Source organism: Rhizobium sp. CIAT894 (genome assembly GCF_000172795.2).
GTDB lineage: Bacteria > Pseudomonadota > Alphaproteobacteria > Rhizobiales > Rhizobiaceae > Rhizobium.
On sequence record NZ_CP020947.1, the window covers coordinates 2,424,758 to 2,444,821 of the forward strand.

Consider the following 20,064-nt stretch of genomic DNA (forward strand, 5'->3'; position numbering starts at 1 on the left):
ACCACTTCGACACATGTCCTGATGCCACAAATATCAGGCATCCGGTAAGGACAAGCGCCCTCTGTCGGCGAGCGTATCCGCGCATTCGTTTCCGGCAATGCCCGAATGCCCCTTGCACCAGGCAATCGTCACCAGGGCGTTCAAGGAGAGCTGAAGGTCGACCGTCTTCCAGAGTTCCGCATTGGCGATCGTTCGGCTCCGGGCATTCCCATTCGGGCTGCTTTTCTTCCAGCCGTTGTTCTTCCAGATATGTCGCCGGCTGTTGCAGCCTTTGACGGCATAGACGGAATCCGACCAGATGATTGCGGCTTCGCCCTTTGCTTCGCTGTTGATCCACATGACGGCCTTGAGCACGGCGATCAATTCAGTCGCATTATTGGCCGAATCTTCGACGCCACCGAAGCCGGATGCGATTTCGGCGACATCGCGATAAGCAACAAAAGCCCAGCCCCCGCGCCCGGAAACAGGTTCATAACAACCGTCCACGAAGACCTGGAGACCGCGTTGGGCATCTGGTAGGCCGAATGTCGTTGCGGCGAGGTGAAGCTCGCCGGAAATGCCAGTCATTTCTCCGCCCTTTTTCGCCTTCACCGTGCCGCCGCGCAGGCCAGTGCGATCTGCGACCGGCCTGCTATCCCCAAGCGGACATTGAAATTGAATCGTCCGCCGAGTCAAGCATTGACGTCAGCTAGCCCCTCCCCACCTCCCGTAACGGAAGATGCCCGCAGCCGCTGGAAAAAATCGCGAAAATGCGCTAAGAATTTAGCTGAGCTTCTTAAGAGAAACACGCTAAGAGAAACCACGCGGCGAAGTGACGTCGCATCGATCTTCGACCGCATGCTCATTCCGGGACGAGCCGTGAAACGCCGAAACCTCTCTCTTGTCCTTCTTCTTGCGTTGGCATCGCCCGCCGCCGCGCAGTCCAGCGCTATCTGCAACGACCTGCGCGGCCGCCTCGCGGACCTGCCGCGATCGATCGGCAACGGCAACGGCCCGGAAGCGCGCCAATATTCCAGCGCCATGGCCGAGCAGAACCTCGAGCTGCGCAAGGTTCGCAACGATCTGCGCAGCTACGGCTGCACCTCGGGGAGCATGGTCGTGATCGGCGGCGAGAATGCCGATTATTGCTCAGAACTCTCGCAGGCAGAAGCCCGGATGATCGACAATATCCGCTATCTCCAGGATCGGCGCGACGAACTGCGCAGCCAGGGCGATGACGGCGCGCGCCGGGAACTGATGGCCGCTCTGGAGCGCAACGGCTGCAACAGCGAAAATTTCTATGCGCCGTCCGAACGCAGCGCCGACGATCCCGCCCCCAGCATCGAGGAACAGGCGATGCGCGGCGACACCTTCATTCCGCTCGGCGGCGGTGGAGAGGTCGATCCGCGTTACGGCCTGCCGCGGGCGGATATGCTCTCTCCCATCAGCACCATGTGTGTGCGCAGCTGCGACGGTGGCTTCTTCCCGATCAGCTCGAACGCCACCTCGGTCGATTTCGGCCGCGATGCCCAGACCTGCGCCAAGATGTGTCCCGGCATCGAGACCGAACTGTTCTATCGCGACGTGACCAGCACCGAAGCCTCGAACATGATCTCGGTCGCAACCGGCACGCCTTACAGCGCCATGAAGAACGCCTTCGCCTACAAGAACCGCTCGCCCGGCGAAAAGTCCTCCTGCGCCTGCAATCTCACCGCCTATTACGATGAGATGCGCGGCAAGCAGACGTTAAGCGAACCGCCGCAGCAGGGCTCGATCACCACCATCCGCACCAATCCGCCGGTAAAAGATACTGCGGCAGCAACAGCCCCGCAGCCATCCGTTCCCGATCGTCCCTATGACCCCGCACAGAACAAGGTCCGGCAGGTCGGCCCGCAATTCCTCGCCGGCGATCAGGGTTCGATCGACCTCGCCAATCCGGCAACGCCGGGGCCGCAGCCGCAACAGCAGTGATTGGCCGAGCCGGGTTCGAAGCGACGCCGTTCAGCGCTCGCTCCGTCCCCAGCCGTCGTGAAACACGAGTTCCTCGAGCGGCAGCCGCTGCCGCCAGCCTTTGACGGAAAGTTCCGGCTCGTCGTAGAGCCGATCGACGAAACCGGCGCAGAGCCAGGCGACCACCTCGACATGCTCGGGTATGCCGAGAATGGTCTTCAGGTCGCCTTCCCGAAAGATACTGACCCAGCCGATGCCGATCCCTTCGGCGCGGGCCGCAAGCCAGAGATTCTGGATCGCGCACACTGTCGAATAGCTATCCATCCTGGGATTGTGCGTGCGCCCCAGCACCACGCTGCCGCTGCGGGTGGGATCGCAGGTTACGCATATGCCGAGCGGCGCCTCGACGATGCCTTCGAGCTTCAGGGAGCGGTAGGCCTGCCGCCGCTCGCCCTCGAACATCAATGCCGCCTCCTCGTTGGCCTTGGCAAAAGCCTCCCGGATGCGCGTTCGCACAATTGGACTTTTCACCAGAATGAAATTCCACGGCTGCATGAAGCCGACGGAGGGCGCGTGATGGGCAGCCGTCAGCAGCCGCGCCACGACATCGTCGGGCAAGGGGTCGGGCAGGAACTGGCTGCGCACGTCGCGCCGCGTCATGATCGCGTGATAAACGGCCTCGCGTTCGGCCAAGGAAAAACCGGACGCCACTGACAGGGCATCCTCATCAAAGGGTCGCATCGTCAAATCCCCAACAACGCAACCGCCCGCCGTCCGCGCGGGTTGGGTCTATCTTGGCAGGCCGGTCTTCTGACTTGGCGTCATCCGTCTGCCGCAGCCTTCCCGGCAAAAGCCAGTGGCGTAATGATGCGGCAGGCGTCGGCCTTACAGCGTTGGGCACGTTCCGGTCTCGCACCGGATTCCCGATTCTCCCGCCTCACCGGCGGGCACCTGACGGCGCATCTATTTCAGGAAACGGATGCCGCGGCAAGCCGAAGCGCAATAGCGAGCCCCACCCGCGGCGGTTTGAAGCGGCTCGAAAAACCCCTTCATCGATCGTTTCTATGGCCTTATCACCGCCGAAGGCGTATGCACGATGCAGTCCCTCGCAGCATCCCGGTTGCCCGTGCCCCGCCTGACGCCCATGATCCTCGCGGTCGCCCTGTTCATGGAACAGATGGATTCGACCGTGATCGCCACCAGCCTGCCGGCCATCGCCGTCGATATCGGCACGTCGCCGATCGCGCTGAAGCTTGCCGTCACCAGCTATCTCGTGGCGCTGGCGATCTTCATTCCGATCAGCGGCTGGATGTCGGATCGTTTCGGCGCACGTAACGTCTTCCGTCTGGCGATCTTCGTCTTCATGATCGGCTCGGTCGCCTGCGCCTTTTCCAATTCCATCGCTGCCTTCGTCGTCTCGCGCCTGATCCAGGGAGCCGGCGGCTCGATGATGACGCCTGTCAGCCGCCTGCTCCTGGTCCGGGGAACGCCGCGTCATGAACTGGTCGATGCCATGGCCTGGCTCACCATTCCCGCGCTGATCGGCCCGATCATGGGGCCGCCGATCGGTGGTTTCCTCACCACCTATCTCACCTGGCACTGGATCTTCTGGATCAACGTCCCGATCGGCGTCGCCGGCGTCATCCTCGTCACGCGTTTCCTGCCGGCAGTCGAGCCGCGCAGTCCGCGGCCGATGGATTTTCCGGGCTTCTTCCTCTGCGGCATCGGCTTTTCCGGCTTCGTCTTCGGCCTGTCGGTCATCAGCCTGCCGGCCGTGCCCGTCATCTACGGTTACGTCACGGTGGCAATCGGCATTCTTGCCGGCCTCCTCTATCTCCTGCATGCCCGCCGCGCCGCCTATCCGCTTCTCGATCCGAAAATGTTCCGCTACCCGATGTTCCGGGCGGCGATCCTCGGCGCCTCCAATTTCCGTATGGGGCTCGGCGCCCTGCCCTTTCTGATGCCGCTGATGCTGCAACTCGGCTTCGGCCTGACGCCGCTGCAATCGGGCTCGGTCACCTTCGTCAGCGCGCTCGGCTCCATGGGGTCGAAATTCGCCGCCTCGCGCACCTTCAATGCCTTCGGCTTCCGCACTGTCATATCGATCACCACTTTGCTGGCGGCCATCTTCCTCGGCATCAACGGGTTCTTCACCGCTGCAACGCCGCTGCCGCTGATCATGGCCTGCCTGCTGATCGGCGGCCTGTTCCGCTCCATGGCCTTTTCGGGCGTCAACGCCATGGCCTTCGGCGATGTCGACGATGCCGACAGCAGCCAGGCGACCGCGATCAATGCCGTCGCCCAGCGCATCTCGATGGCGATGGGTGTGGCGATTGCCGGCGGTATCCTCGAAATTTCGAGCGGTTTTCACGGCGGCAGGCTGCTGGTTTCGGATTTTCACATCGCCTTCTTCAGCGTCTCGGCAATCTCGGCGCTGGCCTGCATCACCTTCCTGCGCCTGCCGCGTGATGCCGGCGCGGAACTGACGACGCGCCGCCGCAAGCATCGCCGGACCGAGCCCGAAGAGGCCATGGCGGAAAACAGCCCTTAATTCCGCATGAAAGACCGCTCTCGGCGATCAAGGCCGGCCGTCCCGGAATAGGAGCCGGTCCGTTCCCGTATCCCATTCTACTTTATGATTTATTCACACATCGCAGACACACTGCATCTGCGCGTTTTGGGTCGCAAGGGGGACATGGGCATGAGTGCTCATGCTGCGACCGCCGGCGTGGATGCCCGTGTTGATAGGCTGGTCGAGAAAGTATTCGACTGAGCCGCGTTTCGAGGCCCCCGCGGCATGTTCCAATTTTTAAAAACGATGCCTCTGACAGCCAAGCTGGCCGCGATTATCGTTGCCGTCAACCTCTGCGGCATTTCCGCCTTTGCCACCTATACGTGGATGTACGAAACCAAGGCGCTGATCGATGGCGCCAAGGCGAACTGGTCCAAGGATGCGGAGCAGTTCGCATCTCTGTCTGCCGGGGGCGTGAAATGGGGCAAGGCGAATGCCGTTCGGGAGGCCTATTCGCTCTACCGCGACGATCCCTCGCTCGACCTTGTTCAGTTTGCCGCCTTCAACGCCGAACCCGCCGCCGTCGATACTTGGACGCGCGACGGTATTGACGGTTTGCCGGCACCGGCCGATCTGGCAAAGCGCCTCAGCGCCAAGCCCGAGAAAACCACGATCGATGACAGCGGGATATCTGCCGGCGTGGTCACGATCATCGCGCCGCTTCCACTGGATAAGTCGGGCAAGGCCACCGGCTACGTCGTCACCAACTGGTCGATCGAAAAAATCGCTGCCGAAGTCAAGCAGAAGGTCCTGGTTTCGCTGCTGACTCAGTTCGCGATCACCGCCATGGCTGTCGTCGCTTTTCTTCTCGCCATGCGCGGCCTCGTCGGCCGCCCCCTCAGGATCCTCAGTGAAAGAATTAGCGCCTTGCAGAAAGGCGACCTCGCCTCTCCCGTTACCTACCGGGAAAATGGCGATGAAATCGGCTTCCTGGCGCGTGCCTTGGAAGTTTTCCGCAACGAGGCGATTGCCAAGATCGAAAGAGAGCGGGCCGCTGCCGAGCAAAGCGCCTCGTTCGACGCTGAACGGGCGCGCAACACCTTGCTAACGGAAGAGGCGAGCAACGCTCAGCGGCTTGTAATGACAGCGCTGGCAAATGAATTGGAAAAGCTTGCCGCCGGCGACTTCTCGATCCAGCTCGCCGATCTCGGTCCTGAGTTCGACAAATTGCGACAAGATTTCAACAACATGGTCCAGGCGGTCGCAGCCGCGCTGACGGAGATCAAGACAGCCTCCGTCGCAGTTGAAGGCGGCTCGAGCGAACTGGCGTCCTCCGCCGATCAGCTCGCCAGGCGGACAGAGCAACAGGCCGCCGCCCTCGAACAGACCGCCGCAGCCCTCGATGAGGTGACGACGACGGTCAGAACGTCGTCGCAACGAGCCGAAAGTGCCGGCAAGCTGGTCGAGGAAACCAAGCACAGCGCCCATGTCTCGGCAACGGTGGTACGCGATGCGATTGGAGCGATGGACAGGATCCAGACCTCATCGAGCCAGATCGGCCGCATTATCGGCGTCATCGACGAAATCGCTTTCCAGACGAACCTGCTGGCGCTGAATGCCGGCGTCGAGGCCGCGCGTGCCGGCGAAGCCGGCAAGGGTTTTGCGGTCGTCGCGCAGGAAGTGCGGGAACTCGCCCAGCGCTCCGCCAATGCGGCAAAGGAAATCAAGAACCTGATCAACGTATCCGGCCAGGAAGTGGCAGCCGGCGTCGGGCTGGTGAACGAGACCGGCGATGCTCTCTTGAAGATCGAGGAGCAGATCAACCGCATCAGCGACAGCATCGCGTCGATTGTCCAGTCCTATCGCGAGCAGGCGACGGGCCTGCAGGAAATCAACGGTGCGATCAACCAGATGGATCAGGCCACACAGCAGAATGCGGCGATGGTGGAGGAAACCAACGCGGCCTGCCAGGAACTGCTGATGCAGGGACGCCTTCTGCAGGAGTCGGCCGGCCGGTTCACCGTCGCCGTCTCTGCCGTCAGCCAGCCCAAATCCGCTCAACCCGTTCGTCAACCTCGCCCGGAACAGAGGAGCTTTTCGCAGCGCCATGCGGGTAACGCCGCCGTAGCCGCCTCTCCCGGCGCATGGGAAGAGTTCTGACGCCAACTTCGTTCGATAAGCCTTTGATCCTCAACACCCCAAAAATCGGGAAGGGAACAGTTATGAAGAAAGTTATGACCGCATTGCTTTTGGCCTGCACCGCCGTCGCCATGCCCATGGGCATATCCATGGCGCAGGATGCGAAGCTTGCTCCGATCGCCGACTACGTGACGAGCGACATCAAACCCTGGCTGAACGACCCTGCGATCATCGAGGCCATCAAGGCACAGAATGCCGCAAACGCCAATCTCAGCCAGGCCGAGATCGACGCCCTCGACAAGAAGTGGCGTGCTGAGGTCGATGGTTCCGACCATTCGATGATCGACGGCGTGCTCGGCAATGCGCTGTCGAAATTCCTGCAGGAAAAGAAGGCTGCGTCCAACGGCAAGATTGCTGAAATCTTCGTCATGGATGCAAAGGGGCTGAATGTCGGCCAAAGCGATCCCACCTCCGACTACTGGCAGGGCGACGAGGGCAAGTTCCAGAAATCCTTCGGCGCCGGCAAGGACGCCGTCTTCGTCGACGAGATCGAAAAGGACGAATCGACCCAGGCGCTGCAGTCGCAGGCAAGCGTCACCATATCCGATGACAAGGGAACGCCGATCGGCGCCATCACCGTCGGCGTCAACGTCGACGCCCTCTGATCTCAGCTTCCGCGTTCATATCGCCCGGAAATCGCCCGGAAGCAGCACGCTTCTGGGCGATACGCGTTCTGCCTCCCTGCGGCAGCGACTGGGGGGCCGCAGGAGCCGGATTTTCAGGCCGCAAATTCTGCGTGACATCAGGCGGCCGTGGCGCTACATACGCCTGATGTCGACCACTTCGATCTACGCCTCGCGATTTTATTGGTACCGCTGCTCCCAGCGGATGCGGGTCTATGCGTAACTGAAGTCAACGCGACGACAACCCGAACAGCCGCTAGTCTACCTGGCGGCTTTTTTGTTTCGCCCGGTATGACCAAACAGGAGCCATACCGTGTCCGATACCATTGATGATCTGCGAATCCTCGAGATCACCCCGCTGACCAAACCCGCCGATATCATTGCGGAAATCCACCGCGATGCTGTTGTCACCGAGACGGTGACCAGCAATCGCGATGCGATCCATCAAATTCTCCAGGGCAAAGACGATCGCCTGATCGTCGTCATCGGCCCCTGCTCCATCCACGACCCCGCTGCCGCCCGGGACTATGCGGCGCGGCTCCTGGAGCAGCGCCGCCGCTTCGCCGACGATCTCGAAATCGTCATGCGCGTCTATTTCGAAAAGCCCCGCACCACCGTCGGCTGGAAGGGCCTGATGAACGACCCGCATCTCGACGGCAGCTACCGCATCGAGGAAGGGTTGAGGATTGCCAGACGCCTGCTGCTCGACATCAATGCCATGGAGCTTCCGGCCGGCGTCGAATTCCTCGACACGATCACGCCGCAATATATCGCCGACCTCGTCAGCTGGGGCGCGATCGGCGCACGCACGACCGAAAGCCAGATCCATCGCCAGCTCGCCTCCGGCCTCTCCTGCCCGATCGGTTTCAAGAACGGCACCGATGGCAGCGCCCGCGTCGCGCTCGACGCGATCCTGGCCGCCTCGCAGCCACATCATTTCCCCGCCGTCACCAAGGATGGACAGGCGGCGATCGCCTCGACGAGGGGCAACGAGGACTGCCACATCATCCTGCGCGGCGGCAAGCGCCCGAATTATGAGGCGGCCGATGTCCAGGCGGTGGTCAGCGAAGCCCTCAAGCTCGGCGTGACCCCGCGCATCCTCATCGACGCCAGCCATGCCAACAGCAATAAGGATCCGATGAACCAGCCGCATGTGGTCAAGGACGTCGCCGGACAGATCGCCGCCGGAAACCGCCACATCAAGGGCATGATGATCGAAAGCAACCTCGTGGCTGGCCGCCAGGATCTCGTCCCCGGCAAGCCGCTGGTCTACGGCCAGTCCATCACCGATGGCTGCATCGACTGGGATATGTCGGTCGCCGTGCTGGAAGACCTCGCCGTTTCCGCCCGCGAGCGGCGCAAGGCAGCCGTTGCAGCCTGATAGACAGCATCAAGCGCGGCGGGCAGACACCCGCCGCCCAACGGGGCGGTGGAGGCCAACCCGGTTATCTCACGGATACGTCTACCGGATACGGCTTCATAACTCACGCCCGGATGATCGATCCAAGTTCCGATTTGAAAACTGGCACGAGCAACGTGAGGTTGCAAACAAACCGCCACGCCATCATGGGTGGAGCCCGAGGCCGGATCATCGGCACGCGGAATAGGAGCAGATTCAATAGAACAGCCGTGGATCCACTGAATCGGGCTCGTGTTCAGTCGCGACCCTGTAATAGGTACGCATGTTGTCACGCTCTTTTTCGTAAGTCCACTTCAAGCCCCATCTGCATTCGTCCGTCATGCACTCACGGCTCTTCGATTCGAACATATCGAGTTGAAATGCCTCACCATTGATTTCGCCGGTGATCGAGCCGGTTTTCCCCTTATCCTTCGATATGAGTTCAAACGCCCCTGCTCGACCATCCAGACAGTAGATCTTTCCGCGATAGGTTCGCTCGCCGGTCTCCAGCTTCCAGAAATTTGTCTTCACCTGCGAGACGCTGTAGCGACCCTTGCATTGCTGCCTTTCGGCCGAGCCGATCTCAATCGTTCCCCCCATCTCCTCACTCTCGTTACTTGCGGTCACCTTTCCGAGCACCGGAGTACCCGTTGCGAGGTAGCTTCCCTCGACACCACGGACAAAAAGATATGAACATCCTGCGAGCGTGAAACCCATTGCCACCACGGAGCCGGCGATCGTGAAACCACGCAGCGTCCACACGCATCTCAAGACAGCCAGCAAGTCTATACCTCCAGGTTTATCTTCATGTTTGCGGATACCAAAATAGCAAGTTGGAGCGGTGGGCGACCAGTCGTTGCCAGCCAGAATAGCGCTGATATTCAGGTCACGATATTTCCTCACAATTAAACAGATGAATAAATGCCACAGCTCATCTTGAAATAGAATACCCCGTCCGCTTCGGCGAGTTACACGGGACTGGAGGCAGCTGCTGCAATCAAACCTTAGCAGTCCTCCAATCACCCCCTCAAAAGCGTGCGCATCAGCAATTCGAAGATGAGGCCGTGCGCGACGTTGTCACGCACACTTTGACGTGCAATCCTGCCGAATAAGCTTTTTTCGATAGGGGACGCATGCCTGTAGAAACTCTTCCGTCTCCACCTTGGTGGAGAGTAGCGATTGCGTTGATCGTGGTTCCCTTAATCGCGTCCTTCGCATACGCTCTTTACAGCCCACTGTATCAGGGCCTGCCGGAAATGACCGAGCGCGTTATCCGAACAACTCAGGCCGTCGCGCTCATTGGTGCGTATCCACCAACTGCTGTGTTGGGGATTCCATTGCTATTCTACTTCAGGCGACGTGTAGGGCCGTCCCTTGCAAATTGCGCGATGGTTGGGGCCTTTGTTGCGACCTTCCACTGGATGTGCCTAGTTGCATTTTTCGGCCCTGACGAGGCTTATACTGGTGACCACATCACTTACCAAAACGGCATGCTGACATGGTGGGGATTGCTAGAGACCCTCAAATTGCTCGCAGAGATAGCTGTATTCTGCGTTGCTGCAGGTGGGCTGTTCTGGCTAGTGGCCGCCGCTGGCGTTAAAAGACAGCCCGTTTCTTAAACGGTTCCAAGCAAAGCGCTCAGGTAGGCGGTCTCTCGATATCATCAGGAACCCACCACCCCGCCATCAATGTTGGCTCGATCGCCGGCGAGGGCTTTCACGACGTGCGCCTGTGCAGGCACTTAGAGGCGACGACCATATTATAAGCGGTCACGGTTCGGATAGAGTCGAGATATTCATTCTGGTCATAAACGACATCACTTAAAAACAGGAGCGCAATCTTGTCCTGTGACTGGAGCATAAGCTCCTCTTCCGGCGAAAGCGGCAGGTCATCGAAAAAGCTCATGGCATTATAATTCCTGAAATACGTCTCGTTACCGCAAGCATATCTCATATCATTCTGTATATAGAATTTGGCGATGGGGACCGCCATCCGATTGAGAGTATGAGAGTGCTCGTATTTTCCGAGCCTCCGAAGATACTCGACCGGAAACGTGATAAACAGTAAAACAGGGCAGCAGATCATGAAGGCTAAGGTCGCGATCAATACTTTACGCACGATTGAGTAAGGTCCTATTTGAAACGCTGTTAGCTGGGTCTATCTAGGCCGATTAGCATGTCAGAGTGGCGAAGGTGCTATAGAAAACGCACCAACCCACGGCCCCATCATCAAAGGATCGGCTACATCGTGCTAGAGGCGGCCTTGCTCAATTGAAAGGCCCCCCATAAACACGAGTAGCTAGACAACGGGGCTACCGATGCGCTTGTTGAAAATTCTGGGCGGATTTTGCCTGTCATGCCTGATTGTCCTCGTTATCGCGATAGTTTGGTCAGGCCTTGCCGCCGATACCATGATCTCGAATTGTCACGACAATTCTGCTGGCGAATACATTAGCGATTACGAGGCCCGGAAAGCTTACTGCGGAGAATTCGGCGCAAGTACGGCCGACAAAATGCCTTACGGGTATTGATTGAGTCCGCGGATCAACTGCCCCCCGCACAAGGTTCAATCGTGCCAGACAGGCCACCACTACCCCATCAAAAAATGGCGGTCCGCCGCTCTCAAGAGTTCATCGGGAAATAGCGCACATAGGCAAACTCGTCGCCATCTGGTGACCAGCAGGGCACGTTGATCGTGCCCTGCCCGCCGAAAAGCTCGAACAGCGTCTTCAGGTTGCCGCCATCCATCTCCATCAGCCGCAGCCGCACGTCGAGATCGCGCGGGTGGTCGAAAACGCCGGGGTCGTAGGACAGGATCAGCACCTTGTCGTTCTTGGGCGATGGATGAGCGAACCAGTTGCCCTGATTGTCCGAGGTCACCTGTTCGAGGCCGGTGCCATCGGGATGGATGCGCCAGATCTGCATCAGCCCGGTACGGCTGGAGTTGAAGTAGATCCATTGCCCATCGGCGGAATAATCCGGCCCGTCATTGCGGCCCTCGCCATATGTCAGCCGCGTCTCGACTCCGCCGTCGACGGAGATCGTATAGATGTCGAAGAAATCGTCGCGGATGCCGCAATAGGCGAGCTGGCGTCCATCCGGCGACCAGCCGTGCCAATAGGAGGGCTGATTTTCCGTAACGAGCCGCGGCGTGCCGCCTTCGATCGGCAGGATATAGATCGACGATTTGCCGAACTCGGTCTTGTCGGAAATGACGATCTCGGTCCCGTCAGGGGAGATGCCGTGATCATTGTTGCAGTTGACGGCAAAGCCGGTATCGACCTGAACAACCTCGCCGCCATCGAGCGGCAGCCGGTAGAGCAGCCCGTCGCCATTCAACAGGAGATAGGAACCGTCGGGAGCAAAATTCGGCGCTTCCACCAGCCGATCCGTCTGCCAGACCTCACGCGCCCGGCCCGTCTTGACATTATAGATCTCGACCGAGCTGCGCATGTCTTCTCCTCTCTGACATCGACGTTAACGATCTCGATCGCTTCAGCGATCCCGAAACCGATTGGTGATGGGATAGCGCCGGTCGCGGCCGAAATTCTTCTTGGTGATCTTCACGCCCGGCGCCGATTGCCGGCGCTTGTATTCGGCAAGATAGAGCAGGTGCTCGACGCGGTGAACGGTAGCGACGTCATGGCCGCGCGCGACGATCTCCTCGACCGCCATCTCCTTCTCCACCAGGCATTCGAGAATATCGTCGAGCACGGGATAGGGCGGCAGCGAATCCTGATCCTTCTGGTCGGGACGCAGTTCGGCCGATGGCGCCTTGTCGATGATATTGCGCGGGATCACCTCGCCAGAAGGGCCGAGCGCGCCGGGCGGCACATTCTCATTGCGCCAGCGCGACAGCGCATAGACCTGCATCTTGTAGAGGTCCTTGATCGGATTGAAGCCGCCGTTCATATCGCCGTAAAGCGTGGCGTAGCCCACTGACATTTCCGACTTGTTGCCCGTCGTCACCACCATCGAGCCGAACTTGTTGGAGATCGCCATCAGGATGACGCCACGCGCGCGGCTCTGCAGGTTCTCTTCGGTGATGCCGCTGTCCGTACCCTCGAAAAGACTGGAGAGCGCGCTGCCGAATCCCGTCACCGGCTCTTCGATCGGCACGATGTCGTAGCGACAACCGAGCGCCTTGGCGCAGTCGGCGGCGTCCTTCAGCGAATCTTCCGATGTGTAGCGGTAGGGCAGCATGACGGTGCGCACCCGCTCTTCGCCGAGCGCATCGACGGCGATTGCCGCGCAGATTGCCGAGTCGATGCCGCCGGAAAGGCCGAGCACGACGGTCTTGAAGCCGTTTTTGTTGACGTAGTCGCGAAAGCCGAGCAGGCAGGCCCGGTAATCGGCCTCCTCACCCTCCGGGATATGCGCCATCGGCCCTTCGGCGCAATGCCAGCCGGCCTCGCCGCGCTTCCAGGTGGTCACCGCAAGCGCGGTCTCGAACTGGCTCATCTGGAAGGCCAGCGACTTGTCGGCGTTGAAAGCGAAGCTCGCCCCGTCGAAGACGAGCTCGTCCTGGCCGCCGAGTTGGGCGGCATAGACCAGCGGCAAGCCGGTCTCGATCACCTGCTTCAGCACGACCTGATGGCGGATATCGACCTTGCCGCGATAATAAGGCGAACCGTTCGGCGACAGCAGGATCTCGGCGCCGCTTTCGGCCAGAGTCTCGCAAACGCCGAGATCGCCCCAGATATCCTCACAGATCGGAATACCGATCCTGATGCCGCGGAAATTCACCGGCCCCGGCATGGCGCCCTGATGGAAAACGCGCTTCTCGTCGAATTCACCGTAATTCGGCAGATCGACCTTGTCGCGCACCGCGATCACCTTGCCGCCGTCGAGCACGGCGACGGAATTATAGCGCCCGGCCTCGTCCTGCCGGGGAAAACCGATGATGACGCCCGGCCCGCCATCGGCCGTATCGGCCGCCAGGCTCTCGACCGCCTTCCAGCAGGCGCGGATAAAAGCCGGCTTCAGCACCAGATCTTCAGGCGGATAGCCGGAGATGAAAAGCTCGGTCAGCACGAGCAGATGCGCACCCTCCCGGCCCGCATCGGTGCGCGCTTCCCTTGCCTTGGCGAGATTGCCGGCGACATCGCCGACCGTTGGATTGAGCTGCGCGATGGCAATGCGGAGGATATCGGAGAGAGCGTTTTCCTGTGTCATGTCATTTATTTAGCTTGCAGTTTCCCCAACGGCAACATGTTCGCTCCGAAAGCGGCTCTTCCCAGAGATGAAATTTTGATGAACGGATCGCATGGCGCGACGCGGCATCGATACGCATTGCAATTTACCGGCGGAGCGGAATACTGGCCCCGAAAGCGATCCCAGCGATAACCGGCACCGGAAACAGACCATGTCTAATCTTTCGAACTTCATGCACCATCATTTCGACAAGCCGGCCAACGAACTCGGCGATATCGAAAAACGCGTGCTAGCGAGGGCGCACGAGCGCAAGGTCATCTCAACCGACGTCAACGCCGCTCTTTCCGCCGAGGCCTCGTTCGGCGAGCGTGTCGCCGATGGCATCGCCCGCGTCGGCGGTTCCTGGTCGTTCATCCTCGCCTTCCTAGCGTTCCTTGTCGTCTGGACGCTGATCAACACCATCATCCTGGCATCAGGCGCTTTCGACCCCTACCCCTTTGTTTTCCTCAACTTGATCCTGTCGATGCTCGCCGCCATCCAGGCGCCGATCATCATGATGTCGCAGAACCGCCAGGCCGAACGTGACCACTTCGAAGCCGCCAAGGATTACGAAGTCAATCTCAAGGCCGAACTCGAGGTGCTTTCGCTGCACCAGAAGATCGACATGAGCGTGCTGACCGAACTGACGGCGCTACGCGAGGATGTCGCCCGCCTCAGCGCCGAACTTTCCGCCAGGGGCTAAACGGGAAACCTGTCATATTGCGGCAGGCCATCCGTGATCTCATAGAAATCACCCTTGTCGGCGCAATAAATGTGATGGCCGAAGGCAAGACCGCTGGGCTCGTCGAAAGCGCCAGCCATGACGGAAATCTCCGCCGATTGGTCGCCCTGCCAGAACAGCGCCGAACCGCAGTTCGAGCAGAAGCCGCGCTGGGCTTCGGCGCTCGACCGATACCAGCGGATCGCGCCGGCGTCTTCCACCGAAAGAGCGGCACGGGGCACATTGACCGCCGCATAATAAAACCCGGTCTGCCGGCGGCATTGCGAGCAATGGCAGCCGACGACGGGTCCGGGCTTTGCCCCAATTGAAAATCGCACGGCGCCGCAAAGACAGCCGCCTGTATGCCGTTCGGTCATGATCGCTCTCCCCTTTTATGACCGAAAATTGCCGCCGATCACGCCTTCCGTCAAATCCATTCCGTTCAACAAAATCATCAGAAATCTTGAAGGCCACAGGCCTTGCCGGTGCCCGGTTGCTGCGGTCATCGCTGTTGCTTGTCGACAACACCCGCCCCTCTCGTCCCTCCCGGCATTGAATCCGTTGCTGTTGTCGGCGATACTGCGGCTCCGATTTCATTCAACCTTTGGGAGACTGACATGAGAGCGACCCTGTCCAAACAGAAAGGAAACATCGCCCACAGGGACATTCTGCCTCATGAATATTCGGTTCTCCCGCGCGAGGAAAAGCTCGCGACGCCATAACGCTTTCCTGAAATTATTCCTGCACGATCCCACCGTCGACCGTGGCCGACGCTGGTTGCGCATGCGAAAATTTCTCTCCTATTATCGCCCGCACCTGCCCTTGCTGCTGGCGGATCTGCTTTGCGCCATCCTCGTTGCCGGCACGGCGGTCGCGCTGCCGCTTTGCGCCAATATCGTCACCAGCCGTCTTCTGGCCCTGCCCGATGCGCCGCAGGCCTTCACCCAGATCCTGTTGATGGGCGGCGTCATGCTGGTCGTCCTGGCAGTCCAGATCGCCGCCATCTTCTTCGTCGACTATCGCGGCCACGTCATGGGCGCCCGCATCGAGGCGACGGTCCGGCAGGAACTGTTCGAGCACTGCCAGAAACTCTCGTTCAGCTTCTACGACCGCCAGCGCACCGGCCAGCTGATGAGCCGCATCACCAATGATTCCCTCTGGCTGGGGGAACTCTTCCATCACGGCCCCGAGGACCTTTCCATCGCCGTGCTGAAATATGGCGGCGCCATGCTGGTGCTGTTCTTCATCGATCCGCCGCTGGCTGGCCTCATCCTGCTGCTGACGCCTGTCGCAGTGATCTATGCGCTCTATTTCAACCGGCGCATGAACCGCGCGCTGGAAGCCAGCAAGCACCAGATCGCCGCCGTCAACGAGCGCGTCGAGGATGCGCTGGCGGGTATCCGCGTCGTCCAGTCCTTCGCCAACGAGGCGCTGGAACAAGAACGCTTCGCCGAGCAGAACCGGCGCTTCCTGCAAAGCCGCGCCGATGGCTACCGCAGCGAAGCGTGGTTTTCGGTCGGGACCGAAACCTTCGCCCAGCTCGTCACCATACTGGTAATCGTCATCGGCGGCCTGCGCATCCTGGCAGCCGAACTGACCGTCCCCGATATGCTGACCTTCCTGCTTTGCGTCGCCGTATTGGTTGATCCGGTGCAGCGGCTCGCCAACTTCGTTCGCCTCTGGCAGGAGGGCTACACCGGCTTCATCAGAGCCATGGAAATCCTGGAGGTCGCTCCCGATATCACTGATCGGCCGGACGCCCGTCCGATGCCGGCACCGAGAGGCGAAATCAGTTTTTCCGACGTCGCCTTTGGTTATGAAGCCGATGGCCCGAGGGTGCTGGAACGGCTGTCGCTTACTATTGCCCCTGGGGAGTTCGTGGCCCTGGTCGGACCTTCGGGAGTCGGCAAGAGCACGCTCTGCGCGCTGATCCCGCGCTTCTACGATGTCGAGGCCGGCACCATCCGCATCGACGGCGCCGATGTAAGAGACGTGACGCTGGCCTCACTCCGGCGCCATGTCGGCGTCGTGCAACAGGATGTCTACCTCTTTGCCGGCACCGTGGCCGAAAACCTGCGCTACGGCCGACCCGATGCCGGGGATGCCGAGCTGGAAGCGGCCGCCCGCGCAGCCAATGCGCACGACTTCATCACAGCCCTGCCCCAAGGCTATGATACCGATATCGGCCAGCGCGGCGTCAAGCTCTCGGGCGGCCAGCGCCAGCGCATCACCATCGCCCGCGCCTTCTTGAAAAATCCGGAAATCCTGATTTTCGACGAGGCGACCAGCGCGCTCGACAATGAGAGCGAACGGGCAGTGCAGCAGGCGCTGCTCAGCCTGGCGAACGGCCGCACCACCCTCGTTATCGCCCACCGGCTGTCCACCGTCCGCCATGCCGATCGCATCCTGGTCCTGACGGCTGACGGCATCGTCGAACAGGGAACACATGATGACCTGATGGCGCTAGGCGGTGTTTATGCCAACCTGCACAGCGTTCAGGCGAGTATATGAAACCCAATAAAAACCCGGCGTTGCGCCGGGTTTTTCGTCATCAGTTTCGGGCTACTATCAGCCGTTGGCAACCATACGCTTCTCGTCGCGGCCGCCCTTCATGCGTTCGGCAAGCAGGAAGGCGAGCTCGAGCGCCTGGTCGGAGTTGAGGCGCGGATCGCAATGGGTGTGGTAGCGATCCTGCAAGTCATCGGCGGTGACGGCGCGGGCGCCGCCGGTGCATTCCGTTACGTCCTTGCCGGTCATCTCGACATGGATGCCGCCGGGATGCGTGCCTTCGGCGCGGTGGATCTGGAAGAAGCTTTCGACTTCCGAAAGAATCCGCTCGAAGGGTCGGGTCTTGTAGTTGTTGAGCGTGATCGTGTTGCCATGCATCGGGTCGCAGGACCAGACGACCTTGCGGCCTTCGCGCTCGACGGCGCGGATCAGCCGCGGCAGGTTCTCGGCAACCTTCTCATGGCCGAAGCGGCAGATCAGCGTCAGGCGTCCGGCTTCGTTAGCCGGGTTCAGAATGTCGATCAGCTGCAGCAGATCGTCGGCCTGCAGCGATGGGCCGCACTTGAGGCCGATCGGGTTCTTGATGCCGCGGCAATATTCGATATGCGCATGGTCGGCCTGGCGTGTGCGGTCGCCGATCCAGATCATGTGACCTGACGTGGCATACCAGTCGCCCGAGGTGGAATCGACGCGGGTCAGCGCTTCTTCGTAGCCGAGCAGCAGCGCCTCATGGCTGGTGAAGAAATCGGTCTCGCGCAGGCTCGGATGGTTTTCCGAGGTGATGCCGATCGCCTTCATGAAATCCATGGTTTCGCTGATGCGGTCGGCAAGCTTGCGGTAGCGCTCGCCCTGCGGGCTGTCCTTGACGAAGCCGAGCATCCACTGATGCACGTTTTCGAGATTGGCGTAACCGCCCATCGCGAAGGCGCGCAAAAGGTTCAGCGTCGCAGCCGACTGGCGGTAGGCCATGGCCTGGCGTTCCGGGTTCGGAATGCGCGACTCCTCGGTGAACTCTATGCCGTTGATGATGTCGCCGCGGTAAGCGGGCAGCGTCACGTCGCCCTGCTTCTCGACATTCGACGAACGCGGCTTGGCGAACTGACCGGCGATGCGGCCGACCTTGACGACCGGCAGCTGCGCGCCGAAGGTCAGCACGACGGCCATCTGCAGGAAGGCGCGGAAGAAGTCGCGGATATTGTCGGCGCCGTGCTCGGCGAAGCTCTCGGCGCAGTCACCGCCCTGCAGCAGGAAGCCGTTGCCTTCGGCGACATTGGCGAGATGCTTCTTCAGGCGGCGCGCTTCGCCGGCAAAAACCAGCGGCGGATAGCTGGCAAGCGTGGCCTCCGTTGCCGCCAAGGCGGCTGCATCCGGGTATTCGGGAACCTGCAGGATCGGTTTCTGCCGCCAGCTGCTCGGGGTCCAATTCTCTGCCATGTCACTCACCTCACTCACATCCGTCCCTGGGATGCACCTATCCTTGATTGCGGCGGCTTATAGACCTTTAGATCGGGCTTGCAAAGGCCAATCGCCCGATGCTCCATTGCCGCCCTGTCGCCATCGGGGAGAGCTCGCATATAGGTAGCAAAAACCGCTAGCTCCACCGTTAAACCAGCATATACCACGTCGATTTCCCTATATTTTAGATTTTGAATGTAGAACCGCAAAGGATTTCAACATTGGGGACATGTCATGGCGATCCTTCCGCCCGGCTTCATAGCGGACCGCTCGGGCAATTTCGGCATCATGACGGCATTGCTGATGGTACCGCTCCTCGGCACCGCGGGCATGGCGTTGGATTTCGCCCATGCGCTGAGCCTGAGGACGCAGCTTTACGCCGCCGCCGATGCAGCCGCCGTCGGCTCGATCGCCGAGAAATCCGGCGCTGTCGCCACCGCCATGACGATGAGCGGCAACGGCACGATCTCGCTCGGCAAGACCGATGCCCGAAACATCTTCATGTCTCAGGTGTCGGGAGAACTGTCCGAGGTTCACGTCGACCTCGGCATCGACGTCACCAAAACGGCCAACAAGCTGAATTCGCAGGTTTCCTTCACCGCCACCGTGCCGACGACCTTCATGCGTATTTTCGGCCGGGATTCGATTACTATTTCGGGCACGGCGACAGCCGAATACCAGACTGCCGCCTTCATGGATTTCTACATCCTGCTCGACAATACGCCCTCCATGGGCGTCGGCGCGACCCCGAGCGACGTTTCAAAGATGGAAGCCAAGACAGGCTGCGCCTTCGCCTGTCATCAGTTGGACCAGGCCACCAACAACTACACCATCGCCAAGAGCCTCGGCGTCGCCATGCGCATCGACGTGGTGCGCCAGGCAACCCAGGCGCTGACCGACACGGCCAAGACCGAGCGCGTCAGCAGCGACCAGTTCCGCATGGGCGTCTATACTTTCGGCACCAAGGCCGAGGACGCAAAACTGACGACGATCTCCAGCCTCACCTCCGACCTGACGAAGGTGAAGAATTACACCGACGCCGTCGACTTGATGACCATTCCCTACCAGAACTACAACCAGGACCAGCTCACCAGCTTCGACAGCGCCATGACACAGATGAACACCATCGTCGATCCGGCCGGCGATGGTACATCGAACATCAGTCCCGAAAAGATCCTGTTCTTCGTCGCCGATGGCGTCGGCGACAGCTACAAGCCGTCCTCATGCACCAAGAAGACGACCGGCGGCCGCTGTCAGGAGCCGATTGACACCTCTTTCTGCAAGCCGCTGAAGGACCGCGGCGTCAAGATCGCCGTGCTCTATACCACCTATCTGCCGCTGCCGAGCAACAACTGGTACAATACCTGGATCAAGCCCTTCCAGAGCGAAATTCCGACGAGGATGCAGGCATGTGCCTCGCCCGGCCTCTATTTCGAGGTGACGCCGACCGACGGCATCGCCGATGCGATGAAGGCGCTTTTCCTCAAGGTCATCCGCGCACCGCGCATCACCAGCTGAGCATGACT

Annotated in this window: 17 protein-coding genes and 1 riboswitch; of the genes, 9 read left to right on the forward strand and 8 right to left on the reverse strand. The window is 60.4% G+C overall.

Features of this window, described 5'->3' with window-relative positions; all coding sequences use genetic code 11:
- Positions 1–33 precede the first annotated feature (33 nt).
- Positions 34–567: a ribonuclease H gene (locus RHEC894_RS11990; RefSeq protein WP_085737432.1), complete on the reverse strand. Its 534-nt coding sequence runs from the start codon at positions 565–567 to the stop codon at positions 34–36.
- Between the two features lie 291 nt (positions 568–858).
- Between RHEC894_RS11990 and RHEC894_RS11995 the strand changes: the two genes are divergently transcribed.
- Entirely contained in the window at positions 859–1,950 is a 1,092-nt protein-coding gene (locus tag RHEC894_RS11995; RefSeq protein ID WP_085738956.1) for a DUF2865 domain-containing protein, read from the forward strand.
- A gap of 30 nt (positions 1,951–1,980) precedes the next feature.
- On the opposite strand, the gene bluB is transcribed toward RHEC894_RS11995, so the two are convergent.
- Positions 1,981–2,670, reverse strand: a complete 690-nt coding sequence (bluB, locus tag RHEC894_RS12000) for a 5,6-dimethylbenzimidazole synthase (protein ID WP_085737433.1) — start codon at positions 2,668–2,670, stop codon at positions 1,981–1,983.
- Between the two features lie 41 nt (positions 2,671–2,711).
- Positions 2,712–2,899, reverse strand: a riboswitch (cobalamin riboswitch).
- A 174-nt stretch (positions 2,900–3,073) separates the two neighbouring features.
- On the opposite strand from bluB, the gene RHEC894_RS12005 reads away from it, so the two are divergent.
- The 4 genes from RHEC894_RS12005 to RHEC894_RS12020 all read left to right on the forward strand — a co-directional run bounded on the left by RHEC894_RS12005 (position 3,074) and on the right by RHEC894_RS12020 (position 8,644).
- Positions 3,074–4,480: an MFS transporter gene (locus RHEC894_RS12005; RefSeq protein WP_085738957.1), complete on the forward strand. Its 1,407-nt coding sequence runs from the start codon at positions 3,074–3,076 to the stop codon at positions 4,478–4,480.
- Positions 4,481–4,726: 246 nt separating this feature from the next.
- Positions 4,727–6,601 (forward strand): HAMP domain-containing methyl-accepting chemotaxis protein, encoded by a 1,875-nt coding sequence (locus tag RHEC894_RS12010; protein ID WP_085737434.1) that lies wholly within the window; start codon positions 4,727–4,729, stop codon positions 6,599–6,601.
- A gap of 62 nt (positions 6,602–6,663) precedes the next feature.
- Entirely contained in the window at positions 6,664–7,245 is a 582-nt protein-coding gene (locus RHEC894_RS12015; protein ID WP_085737435.1) for a cache domain-containing protein, read from the forward strand.
- Positions 7,246–7,576: 331 nt separating this feature from the next.
- On the forward strand, positions 7,577–8,644 hold the full coding sequence (locus RHEC894_RS12020; protein WP_010066404.1) for a 3-deoxy-7-phosphoheptulonate synthase: 1,068 nt from the start codon (positions 7,577–7,579) through the stop codon (positions 8,642–8,644).
- Between the two features lie 234 nt (positions 8,645–8,878).
- Here the strand turns inward: RHEC894_RS12020 and RHEC894_RS12025 are convergent, their stop codons facing one another.
- A complete protein-coding gene (locus RHEC894_RS12025; protein ID WP_085737436.1) occupies positions 8,879–9,445 on the reverse strand; it encodes a hypothetical protein in 567 nt (188 codons plus the stop codon).
- 407 nt (positions 9,446–9,852) lie between these two features.
- Here RHEC894_RS12025 and RHEC894_RS12030 point away from each other — a divergent pair, with 407 nt between their 5' ends.
- Positions 9,853–10,281, forward strand: a complete 429-nt coding sequence (locus tag RHEC894_RS12030; RefSeq protein WP_245339520.1) for a hypothetical protein — start codon at positions 9,853–9,855, stop codon at positions 10,279–10,281.
- A gap of 97 nt (positions 10,282–10,378) precedes the next feature.
- Here the strand turns inward: RHEC894_RS12030 and RHEC894_RS33365 are convergent, their stop codons facing one another.
- From RHEC894_RS33365 to RHEC894_RS12050, 3 genes are all read right to left on the reverse strand, one after another.
- Complete coding sequence (locus RHEC894_RS33365; RefSeq protein ID WP_245339467.1) at positions 10,379–10,567, reverse strand: hypothetical protein; 189 nt, start codon at positions 10,565–10,567, stop codon at positions 10,379–10,381.
- Between the two features lie 716 nt (positions 10,568–11,283).
- On the reverse strand, positions 11,284–12,114 hold the full coding sequence (locus tag RHEC894_RS12045; protein WP_010066900.1) for a TolB family protein: 831 nt from the start codon (positions 12,112–12,114) through the stop codon (positions 11,284–11,286).
- A 42-nt stretch (positions 12,115–12,156) separates the two neighbouring features.
- The gene (locus RHEC894_RS12050) at positions 12,157–13,836 is read right to left on the reverse strand and encodes an NAD+ synthase (RefSeq protein ID WP_085737439.1); all 1,680 of its coding nucleotides are present in this window, start codon (positions 13,834–13,836) and stop codon (positions 12,157–12,159) included.
- Between the two features lie 190 nt (positions 13,837–14,026).
- On the opposite strand from RHEC894_RS12050, the gene RHEC894_RS12055 reads away from it, so the two are divergent.
- Positions 14,027–14,557 carry a DUF1003 domain-containing protein gene (locus tag RHEC894_RS12055; RefSeq protein ID WP_085737440.1) on the forward strand — a complete coding sequence of 177 codons (531 nt, stop codon included), beginning with the start codon at positions 14,027–14,029 and terminating at the stop codon, positions 14,555–14,557.
- Here RHEC894_RS12055 and RHEC894_RS12060 read toward each other — a convergent pair.
- The gene (locus RHEC894_RS12060) at positions 14,554–14,952 is read right to left on the reverse strand and encodes a GFA family protein (protein ID WP_085737441.1); all 399 of its coding nucleotides are present in this window, start codon (positions 14,950–14,952) and stop codon (positions 14,554–14,556) included. The genes RHEC894_RS12055 and RHEC894_RS12060 overlap by 4 nt on opposite strands.
- Positions 14,953–15,250: 298 nt before the next feature.
- Between RHEC894_RS12060 and RHEC894_RS12065 the strand changes: the two genes are divergently transcribed.
- Positions 15,251–17,086, forward strand: coding sequence for an ABC transporter ATP-binding protein (locus RHEC894_RS12065; protein ID WP_085737442.1), 1,836 nt, complete (start codon positions 15,251–15,253; stop codon positions 17,084–17,086).
- 57 nt (positions 17,087–17,143) lie between these two features.
- Here the strand turns inward: RHEC894_RS12065 and RHEC894_RS12070 are convergent, their stop codons facing one another.
- On the reverse strand, positions 17,144–18,517 hold the full coding sequence (locus RHEC894_RS12070) for a 3-deoxy-7-phosphoheptulonate synthase class II (RefSeq protein WP_003579666.1): 1,374 nt from the start codon (positions 18,515–18,517) through the stop codon (positions 17,144–17,146).
- Between the two features lie 255 nt (positions 18,518–18,772).
- Between RHEC894_RS12070 and RHEC894_RS12080 the strand changes: the two genes are divergently transcribed.
- Positions 18,773–20,056: a pilus assembly protein TadG-related protein gene (locus tag RHEC894_RS12080; protein ID WP_085737443.1), complete on the forward strand. Its 1,284-nt coding sequence runs from the start codon at positions 18,773–18,775 to the stop codon at positions 20,054–20,056.
- The last annotated feature ends 8 nt before the right edge of the window (positions 20,057–20,064 follow it).

Coding starts and splice junctions, on each gene's coding strand:
- RHEC894_RS12005 (WP_085738957.1), top strand. CDS start 3,074: ATGATCCTCGCGGTCGCCCTGTTCATGGAACAGATGGATTCGACCGTG.
- RHEC894_RS12050 (WP_085737439.1), bottom strand. CDS start 13,836: ATGACACAGGAAAACGCTCTCTCCGATATCCTCCGCATTGCCATCGCG.
- RHEC894_RS11990 (WP_085737432.1), bottom strand. CDS start 567: ATGACTGGCATTTCCGGCGAGCTTCACCTCGCCGCAACGACATTCGGC.
- RHEC894_RS12045 (WP_010066900.1), bottom strand. CDS start 12,114: ATGCGCAGCTCGGTCGAGATCTATAATGTCAAGACGGGCCGGGCGCGT.
- RHEC894_RS12055 (WP_085737440.1), top strand. CDS start 14,027: ATGTCTAATCTTTCGAACTTCATGCACCATCATTTCGACAAGCCGGCC.
- RHEC894_RS12070 (WP_003579666.1), bottom strand. CDS start 18,517: ATGGCAGAGAATTGGACCCCGAGCAGCTGGCGGCAGAAACCGATCCTG.
- RHEC894_RS12060 (WP_085737441.1), bottom strand. CDS start 14,952: ATGACCGAACGGCATACAGGCGGCTGTCTTTGCGGCGCCGTGCGATTT.
- RHEC894_RS12065 (WP_085737442.1), top strand. CDS start 15,251: ATGAATATTCGGTTCTCCCGCGCGAGGAAAAGCTCGCGACGCCATAAC.
- RHEC894_RS12015 (WP_085737435.1), top strand. CDS start 6,664: ATGAAGAAAGTTATGACCGCATTGCTTTTGGCCTGCACCGCCGTCGCC.
- RHEC894_RS12080 (WP_085737443.1), top strand. CDS start 18,773: ATGGCGATCCTTCCGCCCGGCTTCATAGCGGACCGCTCGGGCAATTTC.
- RHEC894_RS33365 (WP_245339467.1), bottom strand. CDS start 10,567: ATGAGCTTTTTCGATGACCTGCCGCTTTCGCCGGAAGAGGAGCTTATG.
- RHEC894_RS12010 (WP_085737434.1), top strand. CDS start 4,727: ATGTTCCAATTTTTAAAAACGATGCCTCTGACAGCCAAGCTGGCCGCG.
- bluB (WP_085737433.1), bottom strand. CDS start 2,670: ATGCGACCCTTTGATGAGGATGCCCTGTCAGTGGCGTCCGGTTTTTCC.